Annotated in this window: 18 protein-coding genes; 13 read left to right on the top strand and 5 right to left on the bottom strand. The window is 70.9% G+C overall.

What is annotated here, in order from left to right; genetic code table 11:
* Positions 1–28: 28 nt before the first annotated feature.
* From ASF75_RS00490 to ASF75_RS00500, 3 genes are all read left to right on the top strand, one after another.
* Entirely contained in the window at positions 29–508 is a 480-nt protein-coding gene (locus ASF75_RS00490; RefSeq protein WP_042537353.1) for an FHA domain-containing protein, read from the top strand.
* A complete protein-coding gene (locus ASF75_RS00495) occupies positions 508–1,212 on the top strand; it encodes a MerR family transcriptional regulator (protein WP_017886601.1) in 705 nt (234 codons plus the stop codon). The genes ASF75_RS00490 and ASF75_RS00495 overlap by 1 nt, the downstream gene beginning before the upstream one ends.
* A 184-nt stretch (positions 1,213–1,396) precedes the next feature.
* The gene (locus tag ASF75_RS00500; RefSeq protein ID WP_027465231.1) at positions 1,397–1,957 is read left to right on the top strand and encodes a MerR family transcriptional regulator; all 561 of its coding nucleotides are present in this window, start codon (positions 1,397–1,399) and stop codon (positions 1,955–1,957) included.
* Between the two features lie 674 nt (positions 1,958–2,631).
* Here ASF75_RS00500 and ASF75_RS00505 read toward each other — a convergent pair.
* Positions 2,632–3,444 (bottom strand): ParA family protein, encoded by an 813-nt coding sequence (locus ASF75_RS00505; RefSeq protein WP_027465232.1) that lies wholly within the window; start codon positions 3,442–3,444, stop codon positions 2,632–2,634.
* Between the two features lie 60 nt (positions 3,445–3,504).
* Here ASF75_RS00505 and ASF75_RS00510 point away from each other — a divergent pair, with 60 nt between their 5' ends.
* The 3 genes from ASF75_RS00510 to ASF75_RS18220 all read left to right on the top strand — a co-directional run bounded on the left by ASF75_RS00510 (position 3,505) and on the right by ASF75_RS18220 (position 7,695).
* The gene (locus ASF75_RS00510) at positions 3,505–6,915 is read left to right on the top strand and encodes a pyruvate carboxylase (RefSeq protein WP_056068234.1); all 3,411 of its coding nucleotides are present in this window, start codon (positions 3,505–3,507) and stop codon (positions 6,913–6,915) included.
* Position 6,916: 1 nt separating this feature from the next.
* Positions 6,917–7,420 carry a peptide deformylase gene (locus ASF75_RS00515; protein ID WP_017886605.1) on the top strand — a complete coding sequence of 168 codons (504 nt, stop codon included), beginning with the start codon at positions 6,917–6,919 and terminating at the stop codon, positions 7,418–7,420.
* Between the two features lie 143 nt (positions 7,421–7,563).
* Positions 7,564–7,695 (top strand): hypothetical protein, encoded by a 132-nt coding sequence (locus ASF75_RS18220; RefSeq protein ID WP_017886606.1) that lies wholly within the window; start codon positions 7,564–7,566, stop codon positions 7,693–7,695.
* 194 nt (positions 7,696–7,889) lie between these two features.
* On the opposite strand, the gene ASF75_RS00520 is transcribed toward ASF75_RS18220, so the two are convergent.
* Positions 7,890–9,827 (bottom strand): AMP-dependent synthetase/ligase, encoded by a 1,938-nt coding sequence (locus ASF75_RS00520; protein WP_056068236.1) that lies wholly within the window; start codon positions 9,825–9,827, stop codon positions 7,890–7,892.
* A gap of 121 nt (positions 9,828–9,948) precedes the next feature.
* On the opposite strand from ASF75_RS00520, the gene ASF75_RS00525 reads away from it, so the two are divergent.
* The 3 genes from ASF75_RS00525 (at position 9,949) to ASF75_RS00535 (ending at position 13,205) form a co-directional block, all read left to right on the top strand.
* Positions 9,949–10,902, top strand: a complete 954-nt coding sequence (locus ASF75_RS00525) for an ROK family glucokinase (protein ID WP_017886608.1) — start codon at positions 9,949–9,951, stop codon at positions 10,900–10,902.
* Between the two features lie 87 nt (positions 10,903–10,989).
* A complete protein-coding gene (locus ASF75_RS00530; RefSeq protein ID WP_017886609.1) occupies positions 10,990–11,715 on the top strand; it encodes a lysophospholipid acyltransferase family protein in 726 nt (241 codons plus the stop codon).
* A 104-nt stretch (positions 11,716–11,819) separates the two neighbouring features.
* On the top strand, positions 11,820–13,205 hold the full coding sequence (locus ASF75_RS00535; protein ID WP_042537455.1) for a class II 3-deoxy-7-phosphoheptulonate synthase: 1,386 nt from the start codon (positions 11,820–11,822) through the stop codon (positions 13,203–13,205).
* A gap of 193 nt (positions 13,206–13,398) precedes the next feature.
* Here the strand turns inward: ASF75_RS00535 and pknB are convergent, their stop codons facing one another.
* Both pknB and ASF75_RS00545 read right to left on the bottom strand, forming a co-directional pair.
* The gene (gene pknB / locus ASF75_RS00540) at positions 13,399–15,474 is read right to left on the bottom strand and encodes a Stk1 family PASTA domain-containing Ser/Thr kinase (protein ID WP_082509415.1); all 2,076 of its coding nucleotides are present in this window, start codon (positions 15,472–15,474) and stop codon (positions 13,399–13,401) included.
* A gap of 82 nt (positions 15,475–15,556) precedes the next feature.
* A complete protein-coding gene (locus ASF75_RS00545) occupies positions 15,557–16,786 on the bottom strand; it encodes a LysM peptidoglycan-binding domain-containing protein (protein WP_082509416.1) in 1,230 nt (409 codons plus the stop codon).
* Between the two features lie 229 nt (positions 16,787–17,015).
* Here ASF75_RS00545 and ASF75_RS00550 point away from each other — a divergent pair, with 229 nt between their 5' ends.
* A complete protein-coding gene (locus ASF75_RS00550; protein ID WP_017886613.1) occupies positions 17,016–17,372 on the top strand; it encodes an Rv2175c family DNA-binding protein in 357 nt (118 codons plus the stop codon).
* Between the two features lie 70 nt (positions 17,373–17,442).
* On the opposite strand, the gene ASF75_RS00555 is transcribed toward ASF75_RS00550, so the two are convergent.
* The gene (locus ASF75_RS00555) at positions 17,443–18,561 is read right to left on the bottom strand and encodes a polyprenyl synthetase family protein (RefSeq protein WP_056068242.1); all 1,119 of its coding nucleotides are present in this window, start codon (positions 18,559–18,561) and stop codon (positions 17,443–17,445) included.
* 96 nt (positions 18,562–18,657) lie between these two features.
* Here ASF75_RS00555 and ASF75_RS00560 point away from each other — a divergent pair, with 96 nt between their 5' ends.
* The 3 genes from ASF75_RS00560 (at position 18,658) to rsmH (ending at position 21,366) form a co-directional block, all read left to right on the top strand.
* Positions 18,658–19,062: a DUF3040 domain-containing protein gene (locus tag ASF75_RS00560; RefSeq protein WP_031259427.1), complete on the top strand. Its 405-nt coding sequence runs from the start codon at positions 18,658–18,660 to the stop codon at positions 19,060–19,062.
* Between the two features lie 800 nt (positions 19,063–19,862).
* On the top strand, positions 19,863–20,294 hold the full coding sequence (mraZ, locus tag ASF75_RS00565; RefSeq protein ID WP_017886616.1) for a division/cell wall cluster transcriptional repressor MraZ: 432 nt from the start codon (positions 19,863–19,865) through the stop codon (positions 20,292–20,294).
* Between the two features lie 106 nt (positions 20,295–20,400).
* The gene (rsmH, locus tag ASF75_RS00570; RefSeq protein ID WP_056068243.1) at positions 20,401–21,366 is read left to right on the top strand and encodes a 16S rRNA (cytosine(1402)-N(4))-methyltransferase RsmH; all 966 of its coding nucleotides are present in this window, start codon (positions 20,401–20,403) and stop codon (positions 21,364–21,366) included.

A 21,366-nucleotide genomic window follows, 5' to 3' on the forward strand; every position in this document is an offset into this window, starting at 1 on the left:
TGGTAGGCCAAGAGGAGGAGGTCCACCGATGCCAGATCCAGTGGTCCCGCAGCCGGGCGGTCAGAAGTCCCCGGAACAGCGGCTGGTCGACACCACGCTGACCTTCAGCATGGACATGGGAGCGGCGCTCACCGCCGAGTCCGGTGTCTCGACCGAAGAACGTGAAGCCGTCAACGCCCTGCCCTCCGGGTCGGCGTTGCTCGTGGTCCGTCGTGGCCCCAACGTGGGTGCGCGGTTCCTCCTCGACTCCGACGTCACGACGGCCGGCCGCCACCCCGACGCCGGCATCTTCCTCGACGACGTCACCGTGTCGCGCAAGCACGCGCAGTTCCTGCGCCACGGCACGAGCTTCAGCGTCAAGGACAACGGTTCCCTGAACGGCACGTACTTCGACGGTGTCCGCATCGACGAAGCGCTGCTCACCGACGGGGCCGAAGTCCAGGTCGGCAAGTTCCGCCTGACGTTCTACGCATCTCGGGTCGACCTGGCGCGCCTGGCGAACGCGTAGTGGCCGCACGGTCCGCTGCGGCCCGGGCGGGGTCCGCGGCACCGGACCTGCTCACGATCGGGCAGGTCCTCGCTCGCCTCAAGCCCGAGTTCCCGGACCTGTCGAGCTCCAAGCTGCGGTTCCTCGAAGAGCGCGAGCTCGTCACCCCGATCCGCACGGCCAGCGGGTACCGCAAGTTCTCCGCCGCCGACCTCGAGCGTCTCCGGGTGATCCTCGGACTGCAGCGCGACCACTACCTGCCGCTCAAGGTCATCAAGGAGTACCTCGCCGACCTCGACGCCGGGCGCGAACCGGTCCTGCCCGGCGGCGGAGACGCGCCGAAGCCGTCGATCCTCGGTCGTGAACGTCGCTACACCCGCGACGAGACCGTCCGCGCGGCCGGTGCCTCGCCGATGCTGCTGGCCGACGCGGTCTCTGCCTCGCTCCTGCCGCCCACCGACACCTACGGCGACGACGGCGTCTCCGTGTTGAAGGCCCTGGTCGAACTGCAGCGCACCGGCATCGAGCCGCGGCACCTGCGCACGCTCCGCAGTACTGCGGAGCGTGAGGTCGGTCTCATCGAGTCCGCCCTCATGCCGGTCTCCCGCCGGGGCGACGCCACCTCGCGCGCGAAGGCCACCGAGCTCGCCCGCGAGATAGCGGGACACCTCGAGATCATCCGGTCGAACCTCATCCGCCAGGCCATCGGTCGTCTCGACGCATGACGCCGTCCGGTGCTCCGACAGGGCTTGTGTGTCAGTGGTCGGGGCGTATCCTCGACACGCCGGACGCGCCGGGTCGGATGTCCCGCGCGGGAGCGGTCGGAGTCGCTACCGTGGACCTCGGAACAACTCTCAACCCGTCGTTGAAGCTTCGGGTGGGAGCTCGATCGTCGTGGAAGGCAAGCTCATGAGTGGGAACGACACCCCTGGCACCGAGTCTGATGTGACCCGGTACGACCTCGGGCTGCTCTTCACCGATGGTCTGCCCGAGCACGACGAGCAGAACGGCTACCGCGGCACCGTCGCCGCACGGGCAGCCGGCATCTCGTACCGACAGCTCGACTACTGGGCCCGCACCGAGCTCGTGCAGCCGACGATCCGCGGGGCCGCTGGCTCCGGTTCGCAGCGCCTGTACGGGTTCCGCGACATCCTGGTGCTCAAGCTCGTGAAGCGCCTGCTCGACACCGGTATCTCGTTGCAGCAGATCCGCACCGCCGTCAACCAGCTCCGTGAGTCCGGCGTCTCCGACCTGGCGCAGACCACGCTGATGTCCGACGGTGCCTCGGTGTACCTGTGTACCTCCGACGACGAGGTCATCGACCTCGTGTCCCGCGGCCAGGGCGTCTTCGGCATCGCGGTCGGCAAGGTCCTGCGCGAGGTCGAGAGCTCCCTGGTCGAGCTCGACGCCACCGCTGCGGCCGACCCCTCCGACGAGCTCGCCGCTCGTCGCGCTTCTCGCGCTTCCTGACCATCCGCGTTCCGGCCCTGTGGTCGCGAACCGTCGTGTGCGGGGCGCCGTGTGGTCACGACCTGTCGGCTGCGACGCTGCCGGCCGACGGTTGGTGACCAGTTGGCGGACGTGAGCGGGGTGTTGTGACCCCTGGGCGTGCCGGGGCCGGGCGTGTCCGCGGGGACGGGGCGCGCCTCCAGGCCCTTCGGGGGTGGTCACGAACCGTCGTGTGCGGGTCGCCGAGTGGTCACGAACTGTCGCCTGCGCGGGCTTCGGCCGACGATTGGTGACCAGTCGGCGGACGTGAGCGGGGTGTTGTGACCCCTGGGCGTGCCGGGGCCGGGCGTGTCTGCCCGGGCGGGTCGCGCCTCCAGGCCGTCGCGGCGTGGTCACGAACCGTCGTGTGCGGGTCGCCGACTGGTCACGAACTGTCGGCTGCGCGCGCCCGAGCCGACCGTTGGTGACCAGTCGGCGGACGTGAGCGGGGTGTTGTGACCGCTGGGCATGCCGGCGCCGGGCGTGTCCGCGGGGACGGGGCGCGCCTCCAGGCCCTTCGCGGGTGGTCACGAACCGTCGTGTGCGGGTCGCCGAGTGGTCACGAACTGTCGCCTGCGCGGGCTTCGGCCGACGGTTGGTGACCAGTCGGCGGACGTGAGCGGGGTGTTGTGACCCGTCGGCGTGCCGACTCCGACCTAGGCGGCGCCGCCCTCGGCGTACGGACCGATCTTGCCCGTGCGCATGATGCGCTCGAGCAGCTGGTCGAAGTTCTTCGCCATCTCCTGCGCGGACTCGCCGGGCCAGACGTGCAGCGGCTTCGCCGCACCCTGCGCCTGCTGCAGCGACGTGCGCTCCGGCAGCTGCGGGGAGAGCACGAGCGGACCGAACATGTCGCGGAGTTCCTTGATGCGGAACTGGTGCTCGAGCGACTGCACGCGGGCACGGTTCACGATGATGCCGAGGGGCTGCAGGCGGGGGGAGAGTCCGCGGCGGATCTCCTCGATGGCGCGCAGCGCACGGTCGGCGGCGGCGACGGAGAACAGGCCGGGCTCGGTGACGACGGTGACGCGGTCGGACGCGGCCCACGCGGTGCGGGTCAGGGCGTTCAGCGACGGCGCGCAGTCGATGAGGACGAGCTCGTAGTCCTGCTCGACGTTGGCCAGGGCCTCTTCGAGCTTCCAGATGTCACGGATCGACGGGTGCGGCCCGTCGAAGTTGATGGCGGAGGGCGACCCGACCATGACGTCGATCTTGCCCTGCGACCCCTTCGTCCAGCCCGAGGGGGCGATCGCCTGACGGACGATCTTCTCCTTCGGGTTCTCGAGGACGTCGGCCACGTTGAGGTGGCCGGCGAGGTTGATGTCGAGGCCCGTCGAGACGTCGGACTGCGGGTCCAGATCCACCACCAGCGTGCGCAGTCCCTTGGCGAACGCGGCCGAGGTCAGGCCGAGCGTCACCGTCGTCTTGCCGACACCACCCTTGAGGGAGCTCACGCTGAGTACATGCACGTTGAGCAACGTTACCGCCACTAGGGTTGTCTCACCTCAACCCGGGCTGAAAGGGACGTCGTGTTCACGAAGATCCTCGTTGCGAACCGTGGCGAGATCGCCATCCGCGCGTTCCGTGCCGCCTACGAGTTGGGGGCCCGAACGGTCGCCGTCTACCCGTACGAAGACCGGAACTCCCTGCACCGTCTGAAGGCCGACGAGGCCTACCTGATCGGGGAGCGGGGCCACCCCGTCCGGGCGTACCTGGACGTCTCCGAGATCATCCGCGTCGCCCGCGAGTCGGGGGCCGACGCGATCTACCCGGGGTACGGGTTCCTGTCCGAGAACCCGGAGCTCGCCGCGTCAGCAGCGGCGAACGGCATCACCTTCATCGGTCCGGGCGAGCACGTGCTCGAGATGGCCGGCAACAAGGTCACCGCGAAGGAGCACGCGATCGCGGCCGGCGTCCCGGTCCTCGCGAGCACCCCGGCGAGCCGCGACATCGACGAGCTCATCGCCGGCGCGGACGCGATCGGGTTCCCGGTGTTCGCCAAGGCCGTCGCCGGCGGTGGTGGCCGTGGCATGCGCCGGGTGGAGACGAAGCCCGAGCTGCGCGACGCCCTCGAAGCCGCGATGCGCGAGGCCGACAGTGCGTTCGGCGACCCGACGATGTTCCTCGAGCAGGCCGTCATCCGTCCGCGCCACATCGAGGTGCAGATCCTCGCCGACGCGACCGGTACCGACGCCGGCACGATCCACCTGTTCGAGCGGGACTGTTCGGTGCAGCGGCGCAACCAGAAGGTCGTCGAGATCGCCCCGGCGCCGAACCTCGACCCCGCGATCGCGCAGGCGCTGCACCGCGACGCCGTGGCCTTCGCCCGCTCGATCGGCTACGTCAACGCCGGCACCGTGGAGTTCCTGCTCGACACCGAGGGCGAACGCGTCGGCCAGCACGTCTTCATCGAGATGAACCCGCGCATCCAGGTCGAGCACACGGTCACCGAAGAGGTCACCGACGTCGACCTGGTGCAGTCGCAGATGCGCATCGCGGCGGGGGAGACCCTCGCCGACCTCGGCCTGTCGCAGGACGCCGTCCACGTGCACGGCGCGGCGCTGCAGACCCGCATCACGACCGAGGACCCGACGCAGGGCTTCCGTCCGGACACCGGCCGGATCAGCACCTACCGCAGCCCCGGCGGCGCGGGCGTCCGGCTCGACGGCGGCACGGTCGCCACCGGCGCGCAGATCAGCCCGCACTTCGACTCGATGCTCGCGAAGATGACGTGCCGCGGCCGGGACTTCCCTGCGGCGGTGTCCCGGGCGAAGCGCGCCCTCGCCGAGTTCCGCATCCGCGGCGTCAGCACGAACATCCCGTTCCTGCAGGCCGTGCTCGAGGACCCGGACTTCGCCCGCGGCGACGTCTCGACGAAGTTCATCGAGGAACGCCCCCAGCTCTTCGGCGGCCACGTCTCGAAGGACCGCGGCACGAAGGTGCTCACCTGGCTCGCCGACGTCACGGTCAACAAGCCGAACGGTGAGCGGTCGCCGCTCGTCACCGACCCGGCCGACAAGCTCCCGGCCACCGACCTGACGACGCCCGTGCCCGAGGGACAGCGCGACCGCCTGCTGGCGATGGGTCCAGCCGAGTGGTCGAAGGCCCTCCGCGCCCAGACCGCCCTGGCGGTGACCGAGACGACGATGCGGGACGCCCACCAGTCGCTCCTGGCCACCCGGGTCCGCACGAAGGACCTCGTCGCCGTCGCACCGCACGTCGCGCGGCTCACCCCGCAGCTGCTCAGCGTCGAGGCCTGGGGAGGTGCGACGTACGACGTCGCCCTCCGGTTCCTCGGGGAAGACCCCTGGGAGCGCCTGTCCTCGCTGCGCGAAGCGATGCCGAACATCCCGATCCAGATGCTGCTCCGTGGCCGCAACACGGTCGGGTACACGCCCTACCCGACCGAGGTCACCGACGCCTTCGTCGACGAGGCCGCTCGGTCCGGCGTCGACGTCTTCCGCGTGTTCGACGCGCTGAACGACGTCAGCCAGCTGCGTCCGGCGCTGGAGGCGGTGCTCGCGACCGGCGCGGCGGTCGCCGAGGCGGCGCTCTGCTACACCGCCGACCTCCTCGACCCCGCCGAGGACCTCTACACGCTCGACTACTACCTCCGCCTGGCGGAGCAGATGGTCGAGGCCGGCGCGCACGTCATCGGCATCAAGGACATGGCCGGTCTCCTGCGTGCCGGTGCGGCCGAGAAGCTCGTCACCGCGCTGCGGGAGCGCTTCGACCAGCCCGTGCACGTGCACACCCACGACACCGCCGGCGGCCAGCTCGCGACCCTGCTCGCCGCCTCGCGCGCCGGGGCGGACGCCGTCGACGTGGCCGCAGCACCCATGGCCGGCACGACCAGCCAGCCGAGCATGTCCGCCCTGGTCGCCGCCCTGGCCCACACCGAGCGTGACACCGGTCTGTCCCTCGATGCCGTCGGTGACCTCGAGCCCTACTGGGAGTCGGTCCGTCGCGTGTACGCCCCGTTCGAGTCCGGGCTCGCCGGGCCGACCGGGCGTGTCTACAAGCACGAGATCCCCGGCGGTCAGCTGTCGAACCTCCGACAGCAGGCGATCGCCCTCGGGCTCGGCGACCGGTTCGAGCAGGTCGAGGACTGGTACGCCGAGGCGAACCGGATCCTCGGACGACCGACCAAGGTCACGCCGTCGTCGAAGGTCGTCGGCGACCTCGCGCTGCAGCTCGCCGCGGTCGGTGCCGACCCGGTCGACTTCGAGCAGAACCCCGACAAGTACGACATCCCGGACTCCGTGGTCGGGTTCATGGCCGGCGAACTGGGCGACCTGCCCGGCGGCTGGCCGGAGCCGTTCCGCTCGAAGGTCCTGGCCGGGCGTGACGTCCGACTCGAGATCACCCCGGTGCCCGCGGACGAGCGTGCGCACCTCGAGACCCCCGGACCCGAGCGGCAGCAGGCACTCAACCGCCTGCTCTTCCCGCAGCCGACGCAGCAGTTCCAGCGTGTGCGGGAGCAGTACGGCGACCTGTCCGTCGTCCCGACCGTCGACTACCTGTACGGGCTGCGCCCCGGGCAGGAGCACAGTGTCCCGCTCGGCAAGGGCGTCGACCTGTTCGTCGGGCTCGAGGCGATCGGCGAGGCGGACGCCAAGGGCATCCGCACGGTCATGGCGACGATGAACGGGCAGCTCCGCCCGGTCGCCGTCCGCGACCGTTCGGTCGAGGTCGAGACGAAGGCGGCCGAGAAGGCCGATGCGTCCGACCCGAAGCACGTGGCCGCGCCGTTCTCCGGTGTGGTGACGCTCAAGGTCGCCGTCGGTGACGTCGTCGAGGCCGGTACGCCGGTGGCGAGCATCGAGGCGATGAAGATGGAAGCGGCCATCACGGCGCCCGTGTCGGGCACCGTCGGCCGACTCGCGATCCCGGTGACCCAGCAAGTGGACGCCGGCGACCTCCTGGTGGTGCTGCAGTAAATTGACCGTTCGTCCCATCCGCCTGTTCGGCGACCCCGTCCTCCGATCGCCGGCCGATCCGATCCGACCCGAACTGCTCGGGAGCACCGGAGTCCGTGACCTGGTGCAGGACCTCGTCGACACCGTCAAGGAACCCGGACGTGCCGGGGTGGCCGCGCCGCAGATCGGCGTGGGGCTCCGTGCGTTCTCGTACAACGTCGACGGCGAGGTCGGCTACGTCCTGAACCCCGAGGTCGTCGAGGTCTCCGGGGAGCCCGAGCTCATGGAAGAGGGCTGCCTCTCCGTCCCCGGCCTCGGCTACCCGACGCGTCGGTACCCGTACGCCAAGGTCCGGGGTGTCGACGTCGACGGCGCCGAGGTCGTCCTCGAGGGCACCGGACTGATGGCCGAGGCGCTCCAGCACGAGTGCGACCACCTCGACGGCACGGTCTACGTGATGACGCTCGACCCCGAGATCCGCCGTCAGGCGCTGCGCGACATCCGCGCGCAGGACTGGTTCCACTGAGCGGTCCCACAGGCCCGCGTTCGCGGGCTGTGAACTCGGGTGTGACACCCCCACGGGGGATTGTCGCTTTGTCCTGACGAGGGGGTACCGTGCTGCTGTCGGCCTCCCACCGACGGCCCACCCGATCCCCCCAGGACTCCCGCATGACCAGTCAGAACGACGAGCTGAGCTCGCACCGCACCCGCACCAACCGTCGACCGGCCGAGGCCACCGTCACGACCGGTTCGACCGCCGTCCTCGACGCCCCCGCGACGGAGCAGCCGCAGGAGGCCTGACCCCGCAGGCGCCCCGGCGCCCGCTGGACGGCCTGGAGGCCCGGATCACGTCCGACGGACGCGATCCGGGCCTCCAGACCGTTGCGTCCACAACCGCGCGCACCTGGCGGGATCGGGCGTCCCTGGTCGGAAGAACCGACCCGGTACGCCCGAAGCGACCCGGTACGCCGGGCCGGGCCGGGCCGGGCCCGGCGCTAGGAGCGGCCTCGGCGCCGCCCCTCGACCACCGGGGTCGCCGTCGTCTGCACCTTCGACCCGGAGTAGATGTGGTCGACGTCGGCGGCGAAGTCCTGCAGGATCACCGACCGCTTGATCGTCAGCTTGGGCGTGAGGTGCCCGGACGCCTCGGTCAGGTCGGTGTCGAGGATCGTGAACGACCGGACCGACTCGGCGCGGGAGACGCGGCTGTTCGCGGTGTCGATGGCCTCCTGGACGGCGGACAGCACGCGTTCGTCGTAGGCGGCCTCGTGTGCGCTCAGCGCCGGGGCGATCCCGCGGGACTCGCACCAGCCGGGCAGCATCTCGCGGTCGAGCGTCACGAGCGCGGCGACGAACGGCTTGCCCTCGCCGACGACGACCACCTGGCCGATGAGCGGGTGCTCGCGGATGCCGTCCTCGAGCGGTGCCGGTGCGACGTTCTTGCCGCTCGCGGTGACGATGAGCTCCTTGGCGCGTCCGGTGACCGTGAGGATCCCGTCGCCGTCGAGCCGGCCGAGGTCACCGGTGCGGAACCAGCCGTCGGCGAAGGCGTGCTCGGTCGCCTCGTCGTTCCGCCAGTACCGGTCGAAGACGTCGACGCCGCGGATCAGGATCTCGCCGTCGTCGGCGATCCGGACCTCGATGCCGGGCAGGGCGCGACCCACCGTGCCGATGCGGAGTTCACGGGCACGGTTGACCGTGGCGGGTGCCGTGGTCTCGGTCAGGCCGTAGCCCTCGAGGATGAGCACCCCGATCGAGCGGAAGAAGTGCGAGAGCCGTGGGGAGAGGGGCGCCGAACCACTGATGGCGTACTCGACCCGGCCGCCCAGGGCATCGCGGAGCTTCGCGTACACGAGCCGGTCGAACAGCGTGAACTTCAGGCCGAGCAGGAACGGCACCCGGCCGGCGGCGAGGGCTTCGGAGTGGGCGACCGCGGTGTCGGCGGCAGCGCGGAAGATCCTGCCCTTGCCGCCGAGGTCGGCCTTCTGCTCGGCGGAGTTGTAGATCTTCTCGAACACCCGGGGGACCGCGAGCAGGAACGTCGGCTTGAAGGTCGACACCGCCCGCATGAGGTCCTTGGTGTCCGGCTCGTGGCCGACGAGGACACCCGCGGAGACCGACATCGCGGCGATGAACCGCGCGAAGACGTGGGCGAGCGGGATGAACAGCAGGGTCGAGGCGCCGTCGGCGACCACCTCGGGCATCGCCTCGCTCGCGCCCTCGACCGTGGCGGTGAAGTTGTCGTGCCGCAGGACGCACCCCTTCGGCCGGCCGGTGCTGCCCGAGGTGTAGATGATCGTGGCGTCGTCGTGGCCGTGCACGTGGGCGGTGCGGGCGTCGAGTTCGTCGTCGGTGACGTCCTCGCCGAGCCGGGTCAGGTCGTCGAGGCCGCCGCCGTCGATCGTCCAGTGCTGGCCCAGGGCGGGCAGGTCGGGTGCGATGGAGGCGACGCGGCGCGCGTGCTCCTCCTGCTCGACGACGATGGCGACCGACTCGGAGTCGGACAGGATCCACCGCACCTGGTCGGGGGAGCTCGTCTCGTACACGGGCACGGACACCAGGCCGGCGGTCCACACGGCGAAGTCGACCAGGGTCCACTCGAGCCGGGTGCGCGACAGGATCGCGACGTGCGCGCCCGGTTCGAGCCCGGCGGCGACGAAGCCCTTCGCGATGCCCCGGACCCGGGCCAGGGTCTCGGCCGCGGTGAAGGTCGTCCAGGTGTCGCCGTGGCGCTGGGCGAGGATCGGACGTTCCGGCGTCAGACGGACGCGGTCGCCGAGGAGCCGCGCTGCCGAGCCGTGGTCCGGGGCGACGGGGCCGGCGTCGGGGCTGGTGGGGTGCTCCCCGGCCGACGGTGTGCTCCCGGTGGCGGCGCTGCCAGCGGTGGACGTGTCGGTGGAGACGCTGCTGCGTGCAGGACGCTGATCGTTCACGGTGACTCCCTTGTCTGCCGGTTCGACTCGAGTGCGCCTCAACACCGAGGCGACACCGCCAGCATAGGGCGCGTCTCCGGGCGTTCCTCGACTTCGCGGCGAACCGGTAGGCTCGTTGCTCGTGCACGCCATCGGAATCGACATCGGGGGCACCAAGATCGCGGGTGCGGTCGTGACGGAACTGGGCGAGATCGTCGCCGAGGACCGCGTGGCCACCAACGCTGCGGACCCGAACGCCATGCTCGACGACGTCGTCTCGATGGTCGAGCGACTCAGCTCGCTCCACCAGGTCGGCGCCGTGGGGGTCGCCGCCCCCGGGTTCATCGACGCTTCGCAGTCGATCGTCTACTACACGCCCAACATCCGGTGGCGGAACGAACCACTCCGGCAGAAGCTGCAGCAGCGCCTCGGCGACCTGCACATCACGGTCGACAACGACGCGAACGCCGCCGGCTGGGCGGAGTTCCGGTTCGGTGCCGGTCGGCTCGTGTCCGACATGACGATGCTCACCATCGGCACGGGGGTCGGCGGTGCCATCGTGACCGAGGACCGGCTGTTCCGCGGCGGCTTCGGCACCGGTGGCGAGATCGGGCACCTGCGCATCGTCCCGAACGGCCTGCCCTGCGGGTGCGGCGCCCGTGGCTGCATCGAGCAGTACGGCTCCGGCCGCGCCCTGCAGCGCATGGCGAACGACGTCGCCGACGCCGGCGGGATCGGTTCGGCCCTGGCCGACGCTCGCGCCGACAACGGTGGCCAGCTCGACGGCAAGATCGTCGGCGACCTGATCCTGGCCGACGACCCGGGTGCCCTCGCGGCACTCCGTCGGCTCGGTCGGCACCTCGGCGAGGCGTGCGCGTCGCTCTCCGCCGTGCTCGACCCGCAGCTCTTCGTGTTCGGCGGCGGCGTCGCCAGCGCGGGGGACCGGCTGCTCGACCCGATCAAGCAGGCCTACCTCAACAACCTGCCGGCCCGCGGGTACCACCCGGAGCCCGACTTCGTCATCGCCGAACTCGTCAACGACGCGGGCGTCGTCGGTGCTGCCGACCTCGCTCGCATCCACGCCCGGACGGCGTAGGGTCGGCGCGCAAACGCAAACGCAAACCCAACCGCAACCGCGAACACCCGTGCACCACCCGGACCTTCTCACCACCTGGAGTCGTCGATGACCTACTGGCTGCTGAAGAACTTCGTGCTCGGACCGCTCATCCTCACCCTGTTCCGGCCGTGGGTCGTCGGGCGCGAACACGTCCCCACGACGGGCCCGGTCATCTTCGCCTCGAACCACATCTCGTTCATCGACTCGGTGATCCTGCCTGCGGTGCTCGATCGTCGGCTGTCCTTCCTGGCGAAGAGCGACTACTTCACCGGCCGCGGGCTGAAGGGCTGGGCGACGAAGACCTTCTTCAACGCCATCGGCCAGCTGCCGATCGACCGCTCCGGTGGCAAGGCGTCCGAGGCGTCCCTGCGCACCGGGCTGCAGGTCCTGGCGCGCGGTGAGCAGCTCGGCATCTACCCGGAGGGCACGCGAAGCCCCGACGGCAAGCTCTACCGCGGACGCACCGGCATCGCCCGGATGATCCTCGAGGGGCGCGTGCTCGTCGTCCCGGTGGCCATGGTCGGCACGCGCGAGGTGCAGCAGATCGGGCAGCGGTTCCCGAAGATCAAGCGCGTCGGGGTCGTGTTCGGCAAGCCGCTCGACTTCTCGCGGTTCCAGGGCTTCGAGACGGACCGCTTCATCCTGCGCAGCGTCACGGACGAGGTCATGCACGAGCTCGCCGGGCTGAGCCGTCAGGAGTACGTCGACGTCTACGCCACCAGCGTGAAGGAGCGCGCGAGCTCTGCGCGCGAGGCCGTCATGCGGGAACGGAAGTCGACGCCTGCACGTTAGGCTCTGATGGTCCCGGCACCCCGCCAGGACGCCCATCGCCGACGCGCGGCCACGTGCCGGTCAGCGTCGCCGGGCCGCCCGCACAGAACACCGAGGTAACGCCCTTGCCCGAGTCGACCGACTTCGTCGCCCTGCAGGATCCGGACGTCATCGAGGGGCTCGACTATTGGCGGACGCTCCCGATCAAGCAGCAGCCGACCTGGCCCGACGCCGCCGCTGCCGAGGCGGCGTCGGCCGAGATCGCCACGCTCCCGCCGCTCGTGTTCGCGGGCGAGGTCGACGAGCTGCGCGCACGGCTCGCCGCGGCCGCCCAGGGCAAGGCCTTCCTGCTGCAGGGCGGTGACTGCGCCGAGACCTTCGCCGGTGCCACCGCCGACTCCATCCGCGACCGGGTCAAGACGATCCTGCAGATGGCCGTCGTGCTGACCTACGGCGCCTCGACGCCCGTCATCAAGATGGGCCGGATGGCCGGACAGTTCGCCAAGCCCCGCTCGAGCGACTTCGAGACCCGCGGCGACGTCACGCTGCCCGCCTACCGCGGCGACATCGTGAACGGCTACGACTTCACGCCGGAGAGCCGCGAAGCGGACCCGCGTCGTCTGGTGCAGGGCTACCACACCGCTGCGTCGACGCTGAACCTGGTCCGAGCGTTCACGCAAGGGGGCTTCGCCGACCTGCGGCAGGTGCACTCGTGGAACAAGGGCTTCGCCTCGAACCCGGCGAACGCCCGGTACGAGCACCTCGCCAAGGAGATCGACCGCGCGATCCGGTTCATGGCCGCCTGCGGTGCCGACTTCGAAGCGCTCAAGCACGTCGAGTTCTACGCCTCGCACGAGGGGCTGCTGATGGACTACGAGCGCCCGATGACTCGCATCGACTCCCGCTCGGGCCTGGCGTACGACACGTCCGGCCACTTCATCTGGATCGGTGAGCGCACGCGTGACATCGACGGTGCCCACGTGGACTTCCTGTCGCGGGTGCGCAACCCGATCGGTGTGAAGCTCGGCCCGACGACGACCGTTGACGACATGAAGGCGCTCGTCGACAAGCTCGACCCGAACCGTGAGCCGGGTCGCCTGACCTTCATCACGCGGATGGGCGCCGGGAAGATCCGCGACGAGCTGCCCAAGCTGCTCGAGGCGATCAAGGGCATGGACGCCAACCCGCTGTGGGTCACCGACCCGATGCACGGCAACGGCCTGACCACGCCGACGGGCTACAAGACCCGCCGGTTCGACGACGTCGTGGACGAGGTCCTGGGCTTCTTCGAGGCGCACCGCCAGGTCGGCACGTACCCGGGTGGCATGCACGTCGAGCTCACCGGTGACGACGTCACCGAGTGCCTCGGTGGCTCGGAGCACATCGACGAGGCCACCCTCGCCACCCGCTACGAGTCGCTCTGCGACCCGCGCCTCAACCACATGCAGTCCCTCGAGCTCGCCTTCCTGGTGGCCGAGGAACTCGGCGCGCACCAGCCCGACCGCTCGTAGCGCAGGAACCATCTCGACGAAGCGACAGAACCCCGCGGCACGTTCGCGGGGTTCTGTCGCTTTCGCGTGTCGGACGGGAGGCCCGTGACGGCGCCGCCACGGGCCTCCCGTCCGTCCTGACGGTGTCGGCGCGATCGGGCGAGACAGTGTCGCTCTGGCGACACACACCGCCCATGCAGCGCCTGCGCCGGCCCTACTGGTCGTAGGACAGGGTGACCGTGTCGCCGCGGTACACGGTCGCGCCGGCGCCCGGATCGGTGCCGGCGACGGGCAGCGTCGACTTCCAGTCGTAGAAGCCGCAGAGGATGTTCGTGCAGTCGGGCACGGAGACCTTGAGGCCGAGGTCCTCGAGGGTCTTCGTCGCCTCGTTGATGGTCTTGCCGACCACTCCGTCCTTCGGCACGGTGATCGGCGTCGGGCCCTTCGACACGACGACGTCCACCGCCGACCCGCGCACGGCGGGGGACTCCTGCACGGCGGCGGAGACGATCTGCCCCGTCGGGACGGTCTCGCTGTACTCCTCGGTCCGGGCGCCGAGGACGAGCCCGACGTCGTCGAGTGCGGCGGAGGCCTCGTCGACGGTCTTCCCGACCACGTCGGGCACGGGGCCGAGCGACACCGTCAGGGTGATCCGACCGGTCTCGCCGTACGCCTTCACCGTCGTCAGGTCGAGCGCCTTGCCCCCGGACGCCCGACCGGTCGCCGCGATCACGGTGTCCTTCGGCGCGTCGGCGGAGAACTGGTACCGGTCGTCCTGCAGCTCGAAGTCGTCGTCGAGCGCGGCCGTCACGGTGGAGAGCGGCTGCCCGACGATCGCCGGCAGCGGGATCATCCGGGGGCCGTTCGAGACGACGATCTGCACCGCCGTGCCCTTCTGCACCTCGCGCCTCGCAGCCGGCTCGGTCGTGGAGACCTGCCCCTTCGCGACGACGGCGTCGAACCGTGTCCCGGTCTTCGACGCCGCCTGCAGGCCCTGTGCTTCGAGCAGCTGTCGGGCCTGCGAGACCGACTTGCCCGCGACTTCCGGGATGCGCACGTTGCCACCGGGCCCCGGGCCGAAGTACCAGCCGAAGCCGGCTCCGATCAGCGCGAGCACGACGACCACGGACAGGGCGATCCAGCCGCGCTTCCGACGCTTCGCCGACTGGTCGGCGAGCCGCTGGCCGGCGGGGGACAGGACGCCGGGCTGGGCACCGGTGCGACGGGGCCCCGGGGCGTTGGTGCGGGCCCGCGCGGGCGTCCGAACGCGGTCACCGGTGTCGCGGTCACCCGCCCGGTCGATGATGGCGGTCTCGTCGGCAGCACCGGCACCTGCGGCTCCGACCGAGGCGGCGGCGGCTGCGGCGCCGAGCGTTCCCCCGCCGCCGGAGGGCAGGATCGCGGTCCCGTTCTCGGGGCGGAGCACGGCGGTGCGGTACTGACCGGTCGCCCGCTGCTGGTTGCCCGACATGTGGTCGAGCATCTCGCGGGCGTCGCGGGGACGGTCATCGGGGTCGCGCGCGGTCGACCAGGCGACCAGCTCGTCGAGCTCCGGCGGCACCCCGGACACGGCGGCGCTCGGGGCCGGGACGGAGTCGTTTGCGTGCTGGTACGCGATCTGCATCGGCTGCTCGCCCTTGTAGGGCTGCTCGCCGGTCAGCATCTCGTAGAGCATGATGCCGAGCGCGTAGATGTCGCTGCGCGAGTCGGCGGCGCCGCGGGTCACGAGCTCGGGGGACAGGTAGGCGATCGTGCCGAGCAGGGCCGCGCCGGTCGCCGTGTTCGCGGTCGTGGCCCGGGCCAGTCCGAAGTCGCCGAGCTTGATGCGGCCGTCGTCGGCGAGCAGGACGTTCTCGGGCTTCAGGTCGCGGTGCACGATGCCGGCGCGGTGCGCGGACGCCAGGCCCGCCAGCACGGCGCGCAGGATGTCCGTGGCCTGCTCGGGGGTCAGGGCGTGGTGTTCCTGCAGCAGGTCCCGCAGCGTGATGCCGGGGATGTACTCCATGACGATGTAGGCGGTCTCGCCCTCGGCGCCCTGGTCGTACACGCCCACCAGGTTCGGGTGCGACAGCCGGGCGGCCGACCGGGCCTCCTGGATGAAGCGCTCACGGAAGGCCTGGTCGTCGGCCAGGTGCCCATGCATGATCTTGATGGCGACGCGTCGCTCGAGGCGCACGTCGGTCGCGAGGTAGACGGTCGCCATGCCCCCGCGCGCGATGCGCGAGCGGACGCGGTACCGCTGATCGATCATGCGACCGATCATGGGGTCCGTGGCGGCGTTGGTGGTCATCGGCGGCATTCTACGAATCGAGACGGCAGCCGGACGCACCGGCGCACCGGTCGTGACCCAATCTCGATCTTCCGGATGAGGCTCAGAGGGTCGCCAGCCAGCCCTCGGCGGCCGTCGCCCAGTTGGCGTAGGCCTTCGGGTAGGCGGAGAGCTGCACGGCCTGGGCCGCATCGGTGATGCTCATCGAGGACCAGCCGCGCACGTCGAGCAGCCCACTCGTCTTGCCGGCGTTCGGGTTGTCCCGACCACCGAAGAACAGCTTGGTGGCGTGCACCGGGTCCTGCAGCGTCGCCGCGGGGCCCCACCCCTGGCTCGGGCGCTGCTGGAAGAGACCGACCGAGTCGCGGTCGCCGTGTGGGATGTTCCGCAGGCTGGACTCCTGCATCGCGGCGGCGAGGGCGACGACGATGCCGCGGTCGGGGACGCCCAGGGAGCGACCGACGGCGACGATGGTCGCCGCGTTCTGTCGCTGCTCGGCGCTCAGGCCCACGGCACCGCTGACGGCTGCGCTGGCGGCGACCGCCGGTGCGGCAGTGGCGTTCGACGACGGGATGACGAGTGTTTTGCCGGCGTAGATGGTGCTGGTGTACGACAGGCCGTTCGCCGACAGGAGCGACTTGACGGAGACGTGGTGGGCGGCGGCGATCGAGGCGACCGTGTCACCGGCGCTGATCCTGACGCTCGACCGGGTCGACGGCGCCGACGCCGTGGACACCGACGTCGACGAGGACGTGCCGTGCGGTACCCGCAGCGTCTGCCCCGGGTAGATGACGCTGCGCTGTGACAGGTCGTTCGCGCGGAGGAGCGCCGTGGTCGACACGCCGACGCGGGAGGCGATGGCGGAGACCGTGTCGCCCTGCTTCACGTGGTAGCTCGAGGTGTTCGACCCGGAGCCGCTCGTGGCCCCGGACGTCCGCACGGCAGCGGTGGTGACGGCGGGGGTCGACGCCAGGTGCAGCGTCTGGCCCGGGTGGATGATCGTGTTCCAGCCGAGGCCGTTGCGCACGAGGATCTCCTGCGCCGACAGGCCGAACCGGGCGGCGATGCCCGAGACCGTGTCGCCGTGGTGGACGGTGTAGTTCGTGGGCACAGCGGTCGTGGGGGCCTTCGTGGTGGCGGCGACCGTCCGGACGACGGTCTGCGACGGCCGTGCGACCGCGGTGCCGAACACCGGGCGGTCGGTGATGACGCGGTCCTGGTCGACGTGGCGCTTGTGGTTCGCGTCGGCGTCGTCGTGCCGCGGCTCGGCGTGTGCGACCGGACCGGTCAGGCCGGCGGTCACGGCGATCGTGCCCGCGAGGACGATGGGCATGGTGGCGAACCGGGCGGATCGTGCGCGCCGGGCGACTTCGTCTGCAGCGTGGTCCACGGGTCTCTCCTGATCTCGACTGAGGCGTGCGCACGCGTGCGCGCACTCACAGGTGCCACAACGCTGGCATGGCCTGATTCCCAAGTCAACCAGAGAGTCAGATGTGGTGGATGTGACGAATGTGACGAACGTTACGGATTCACTCGGGCGGTCACTCTGGCACCATGGGCGTGTGAGTGCCGCACCCGCCGACGACCTGACCCTCTCCGAACGCTGGCTGACCGTCCCCGAGCTCGTGGACATGTTCAGCACGAGCCCCGGACGGATCCACCGACTCTTCGAGCAGAAGACCCTCCTCGCCGCCCGTGTCGGCGGTGTGCTTCGCGTGCCGGTCGAGTTCCTCGAGGACGGCGAGCCGATGCCCGAACTCCGCGGCACGCTCATCGTGCTCGGCGACAACGGCTTCACCGACGACGAGGCGGTGCGCTGGATGCTCACCGTCGACGACGCGATGGGCACCACGCCGATCGCGGCGCTGCGCGCCGGTCGCAAGGCCGAGGTGCGTCGCGTCGCCCAGTCGCTGCTCTAGACGCGTTCCGGTCGGACAGGAGGCCCGGTGCCAGCTGGCACCGGGCCTCCCTTGCGTCCTGTGGCCGTGTCTAGGACGACCGGCGGCTGACCGTGTCGGCCAGCGACGCGAGCTGTTCGCGTGCCGACGGCGTCAGCGGCGACGCGTCGAGCGCCGCCTTGGCGCGCTGCACGTGCCGATCGATCGACCGTTCCACGGCGGCCACGGCACCGGACTCGGTGAGGGTCGCCCGGAGCATCCGCACCTGCTCCTCGTCGAGGTCCGGGTCGCCGAGGAGCTCGTCCAGGAGCTGCCGCGGCCCACTCGCCAGGGTCTTGCGCGCAGAGGCGATGAGGACGGTGCGCTTGCCCTCGCGCAGGTCGTCGCCCGCGGGCTTCCCGGTGACCTCGGGGTCACCGAACACGCCGAGCATGTCGTCGCGCAGCTGGTAGGCCACGCCGAGGGGGAGTCCGAAGGCGCGGAGGCCCTCGAGCTGGGAGTCACTCGCGCCGGCGACCAGGGCACCGATGACCAGGGGTGCCTCGATCGAGTACTTCGCCGACTTGAAGACGATGACGCGCTGGGCGCGGAGCAGGTGCTCGGACTCGTCGATGACGGGCCAGGCGGTCTCCTCGTGCACGTCGAGGTACTGCCCCGCCGTGACGTCGAGGCGCATCGCGTGGAACTCCTGGCGGACGATGCGGGCCCGCACCGGGTCGAGGAGCGCGAGGCCCTCGTCGAACACGGAGTCGCTCAGCGAGAGCAGCAGGTCGCCGAGGAGCAGCGCCGAGTTCGTGCCGTACTGCCCGCGGTCGCCGACGAAACCGGACTCCTCGTGCAGGGACTCGAAGCGGCGATGCGCGGACGGACGCCCACGACGGGTGTCCGAGCGGTCCATGATGTCGTCGTGCACCAGGGCGGCGGCGTGGAAGACCTCGAGCGCGGCGGCGACCGTGACGACCGCTTCGGCGGTGGTCTGCCGGGACCCCTCGGCCAGCGGGTCGAACGAACCGGAACGGCCCGCCACCGACTGCCATCCCCAGTAGCAGAACAGGGCCCGGAAGCGCTTGCCGCCGGACAACAGGTCTCGGGCGTACCGGTCGAACGGCGCGAGGTCGGGGCTGATCGCGAGGAGCCGCTCACGCTGCTCGTCGAGTGCCCGGTCGATACGCGCCGATACGAGGTCCACTAATCGCGTACTCTCAGCCACGATCCCTACCCTAGTGGAGTGGTCGAGGCATAGAATCGGTCCACCCAACCCGCGTTTTTCAACCCCGCGTCGATCCCAGGAACAGAGGGAACCAAGATGCCGCTCTCGGAACAGGAGCAGCGCCTTCTCGAAGAGATGGAGCGCAGCCTCTACCAGAACGATTCCGATTTCGTGGCTCGTGTCACACGTCGACAGGGTCGTCCGACGTACACAGCCATCACCCTCGGGGTCCTCGGCGCACTCGCCGGGATCGCCGTCGTCATCGTCGGCCTGGTCATCAAGGCGCCGCTGCTGGGCATCCTCGGCTTCGTCGTGATGCTCGCCGGTGTCCTGTTCGCGCTGCGCCCGGGCATGCGTGCCCCGAAGGCGAAGCCCGCTCGGCCGGGCAAGCCCGCATCCGGTGGGTCGGCGCGTCCGTCTGCCAGTGGTGGTGGTGGCGGCGGGTCCTTCATGGACCGCATGAACGACCGCTGGGACAAGCGGAACGACCAGGGTCAGTAGCTGACCGGAGCCGGTCGGGCTCCCTCCACACTCCTCCACGGGGTCGGCCTTCGGGTCGGCCCCGTTTCGTGTGCCCGGGGGCGGGCGGGTTCGGGCCGGGGCCGGGGTCGGGGCCGCGGGGCGGAGCCGGAGCCGCGGGGTGTGCGCTCGGGGTGTGCGCGCGGTTGGTCACGACAGGCCGGGCGGAGGTCGCCGGGGGGTCACGAACTGTCGGCTGGGGGGCGCGCGAGCGACGGTTCGTGACCACTCGGCGTCGCGGCGGCGGCACGTCGTGACCACGCGCCGACCGGCGGCCGGGAGTGGTGGAGCCGGCCGTGCGCCCGCGGGAGCGCCGCGGCGGAGGTGGGGCGGGCCTCCCGGCCGGGGTGGACCGACGCCGCACGCGGGGTGTGCGCGCGAGTGGTCACGACATGCCGTGCGGAGGTCGCCCGGGGGTCACGAACTGTCGGCTGGGGAGCGCGTGAGCGACGGTTCGTGACCACTCGGCGTCGCGGCGGCGGCACGTCGCGACCACACGCCGACCGGCGGCCGGGCGTGGTGGAGCCGACCGTGCGACCGCGGCGCGCCCCGACGTGCTCCACCGGCTGCGAAAGTCCTCCACTTTCCTCCACGCCCGCTCCTGCCGCCCGGAACCGCATGGATCCGGGCTTTTCGGGCTGCATGTACGGGATGCATTCCTGGACGCATGCCCCCAGTAGGGGTGTCGAGGGCCGAAAAGGGAGCGGAATCCTGGTCGGGGGGAGGGGAGTGGAGTAAAGTGGGGCTTGCAACGGTCCGGTGGAGCGGAGGGGAGGCCCGACGTGCTGCTCGGTACTCATGCCCCGAAGCTCGACGAGAAGGGTCGCGTGATCCTCCCCGCCAAGTTCCGGGACGAACTGTCCGGCGGGCTCGTCATGACCCGCGGCCAGGAACGCTGCGTCGTGGTCTTCAGCGCCCGGACGTTCGAGGAACTCCACGAGCGCATCCGGACCGCCCCGATGACGTCGAAGCGCACCCGGGACTACATGCGCCTGTTCCTCTCGGGGGCCAGCGCTGAACAGCCCGACAAGCAGAACCGCGTGACGATCCCGCAGAACCTCCGCGAGTACGCGGGGCTCGAGCGGGACCTCACGGTCATCGGCAGCGGTGACCGTGCCGAGATCTGGTCCACCCCCGCGTGGGAGGCCTACTACGCCGAAGCCGAAGAGGCATTCGCCGACAACGACGAGGAGGTGATCCCGGGGATCTTCTGATCCGCGGATCGGGACTCCCAGCCGTGAAGCCCTGACATCACTTCCCCGGTGTCAGGTCGCATGGATGGGGATCCGGACCCACGGCCCAGGAGACGAGGGGCTGCACATGGCCGACAACGACAACGAGACGCCACGCTTCCCGCACACGCCGGTGATGCTCCAGCGCATCGTCGACCTCTTCACGCCGACGCTCGAGGGCCCGGGCAAGGTCGTCGTCGACGCCACGCTCGGCATGGGCGGCCACTCAGAGGGCCTGCTCGAGCGCTTCCCGGAGCTCACGCTCATCGGACTCGACCGCGACACCGACGCCCTCGGCATCGCGGGGGAGCGACTGTCCCGCTTCGGTGACCGCGTCCGGCTCGTGCACACCGTGTACGACGGCATCGTCGACGCGATCCAGGGCGAGGGCTTCACGAAGGTCGACGGCGTGCTGTTCGACCTCGGTGTGAGCTCGCTGCAGCTCGACCGGGCCGAGCGCGGGTTCGCGTACAGCCAGGACGCCCCGCTCGACATGCGGATGGACCGGACCGAGGGGCAGACCGCCGCCGACGTCCTGGCCACCTACGACGAGGGCGAGCTGCGTCGCATCTTCCAGCGCTACGGCGAGGAGAAGCTCGCCGGCCGCTACGCACGAGCCATCGTGGAGCGGCGGGCGACGAAGCCGTTCGAGATGTCCGGCGACCTGGTCCAGGTGCTGCACGACGCGACCCCGGTCGCCGTCCAGCGCCAGGGGCACCCGGCCAAGCGCGTCTTCCAGGCGCTCCGCATCGAGGTGAACGCCGAACTGAGCGTGCTCGAGCGGGCGATCCCGGCGGCCCTCGACGCCATCGCGGTCGGTGGCCGCATCGTCGTCGAGTCCTACCAGTCCCTCGAGGACCGAATCGTCAAGCGGGCCCTGGTGGAGCGCACGAAGTCGAGCGCCCCCGCCGACCTGCCGGTGGAGCTGCCCGAGCACGCCCCCACCTTCTCCCTGATCGTCAAGGGCGCCGAGCTGGCCGACGAGGCCGAACGCGCCGCCAACCCCCGAGCAACCCCCGTGCGACTGCGCGCGGCCGAGCGGATCCGGAACTGA

The organism is Curtobacterium sp. Leaf154 (assembly GCF_001424595.1).
In the GTDB taxonomy this organism is placed as follows: Bacteria; Actinomycetota; Actinomycetes; order Actinomycetales; family Microbacteriaceae; genus Curtobacterium; species Curtobacterium poinsettiae.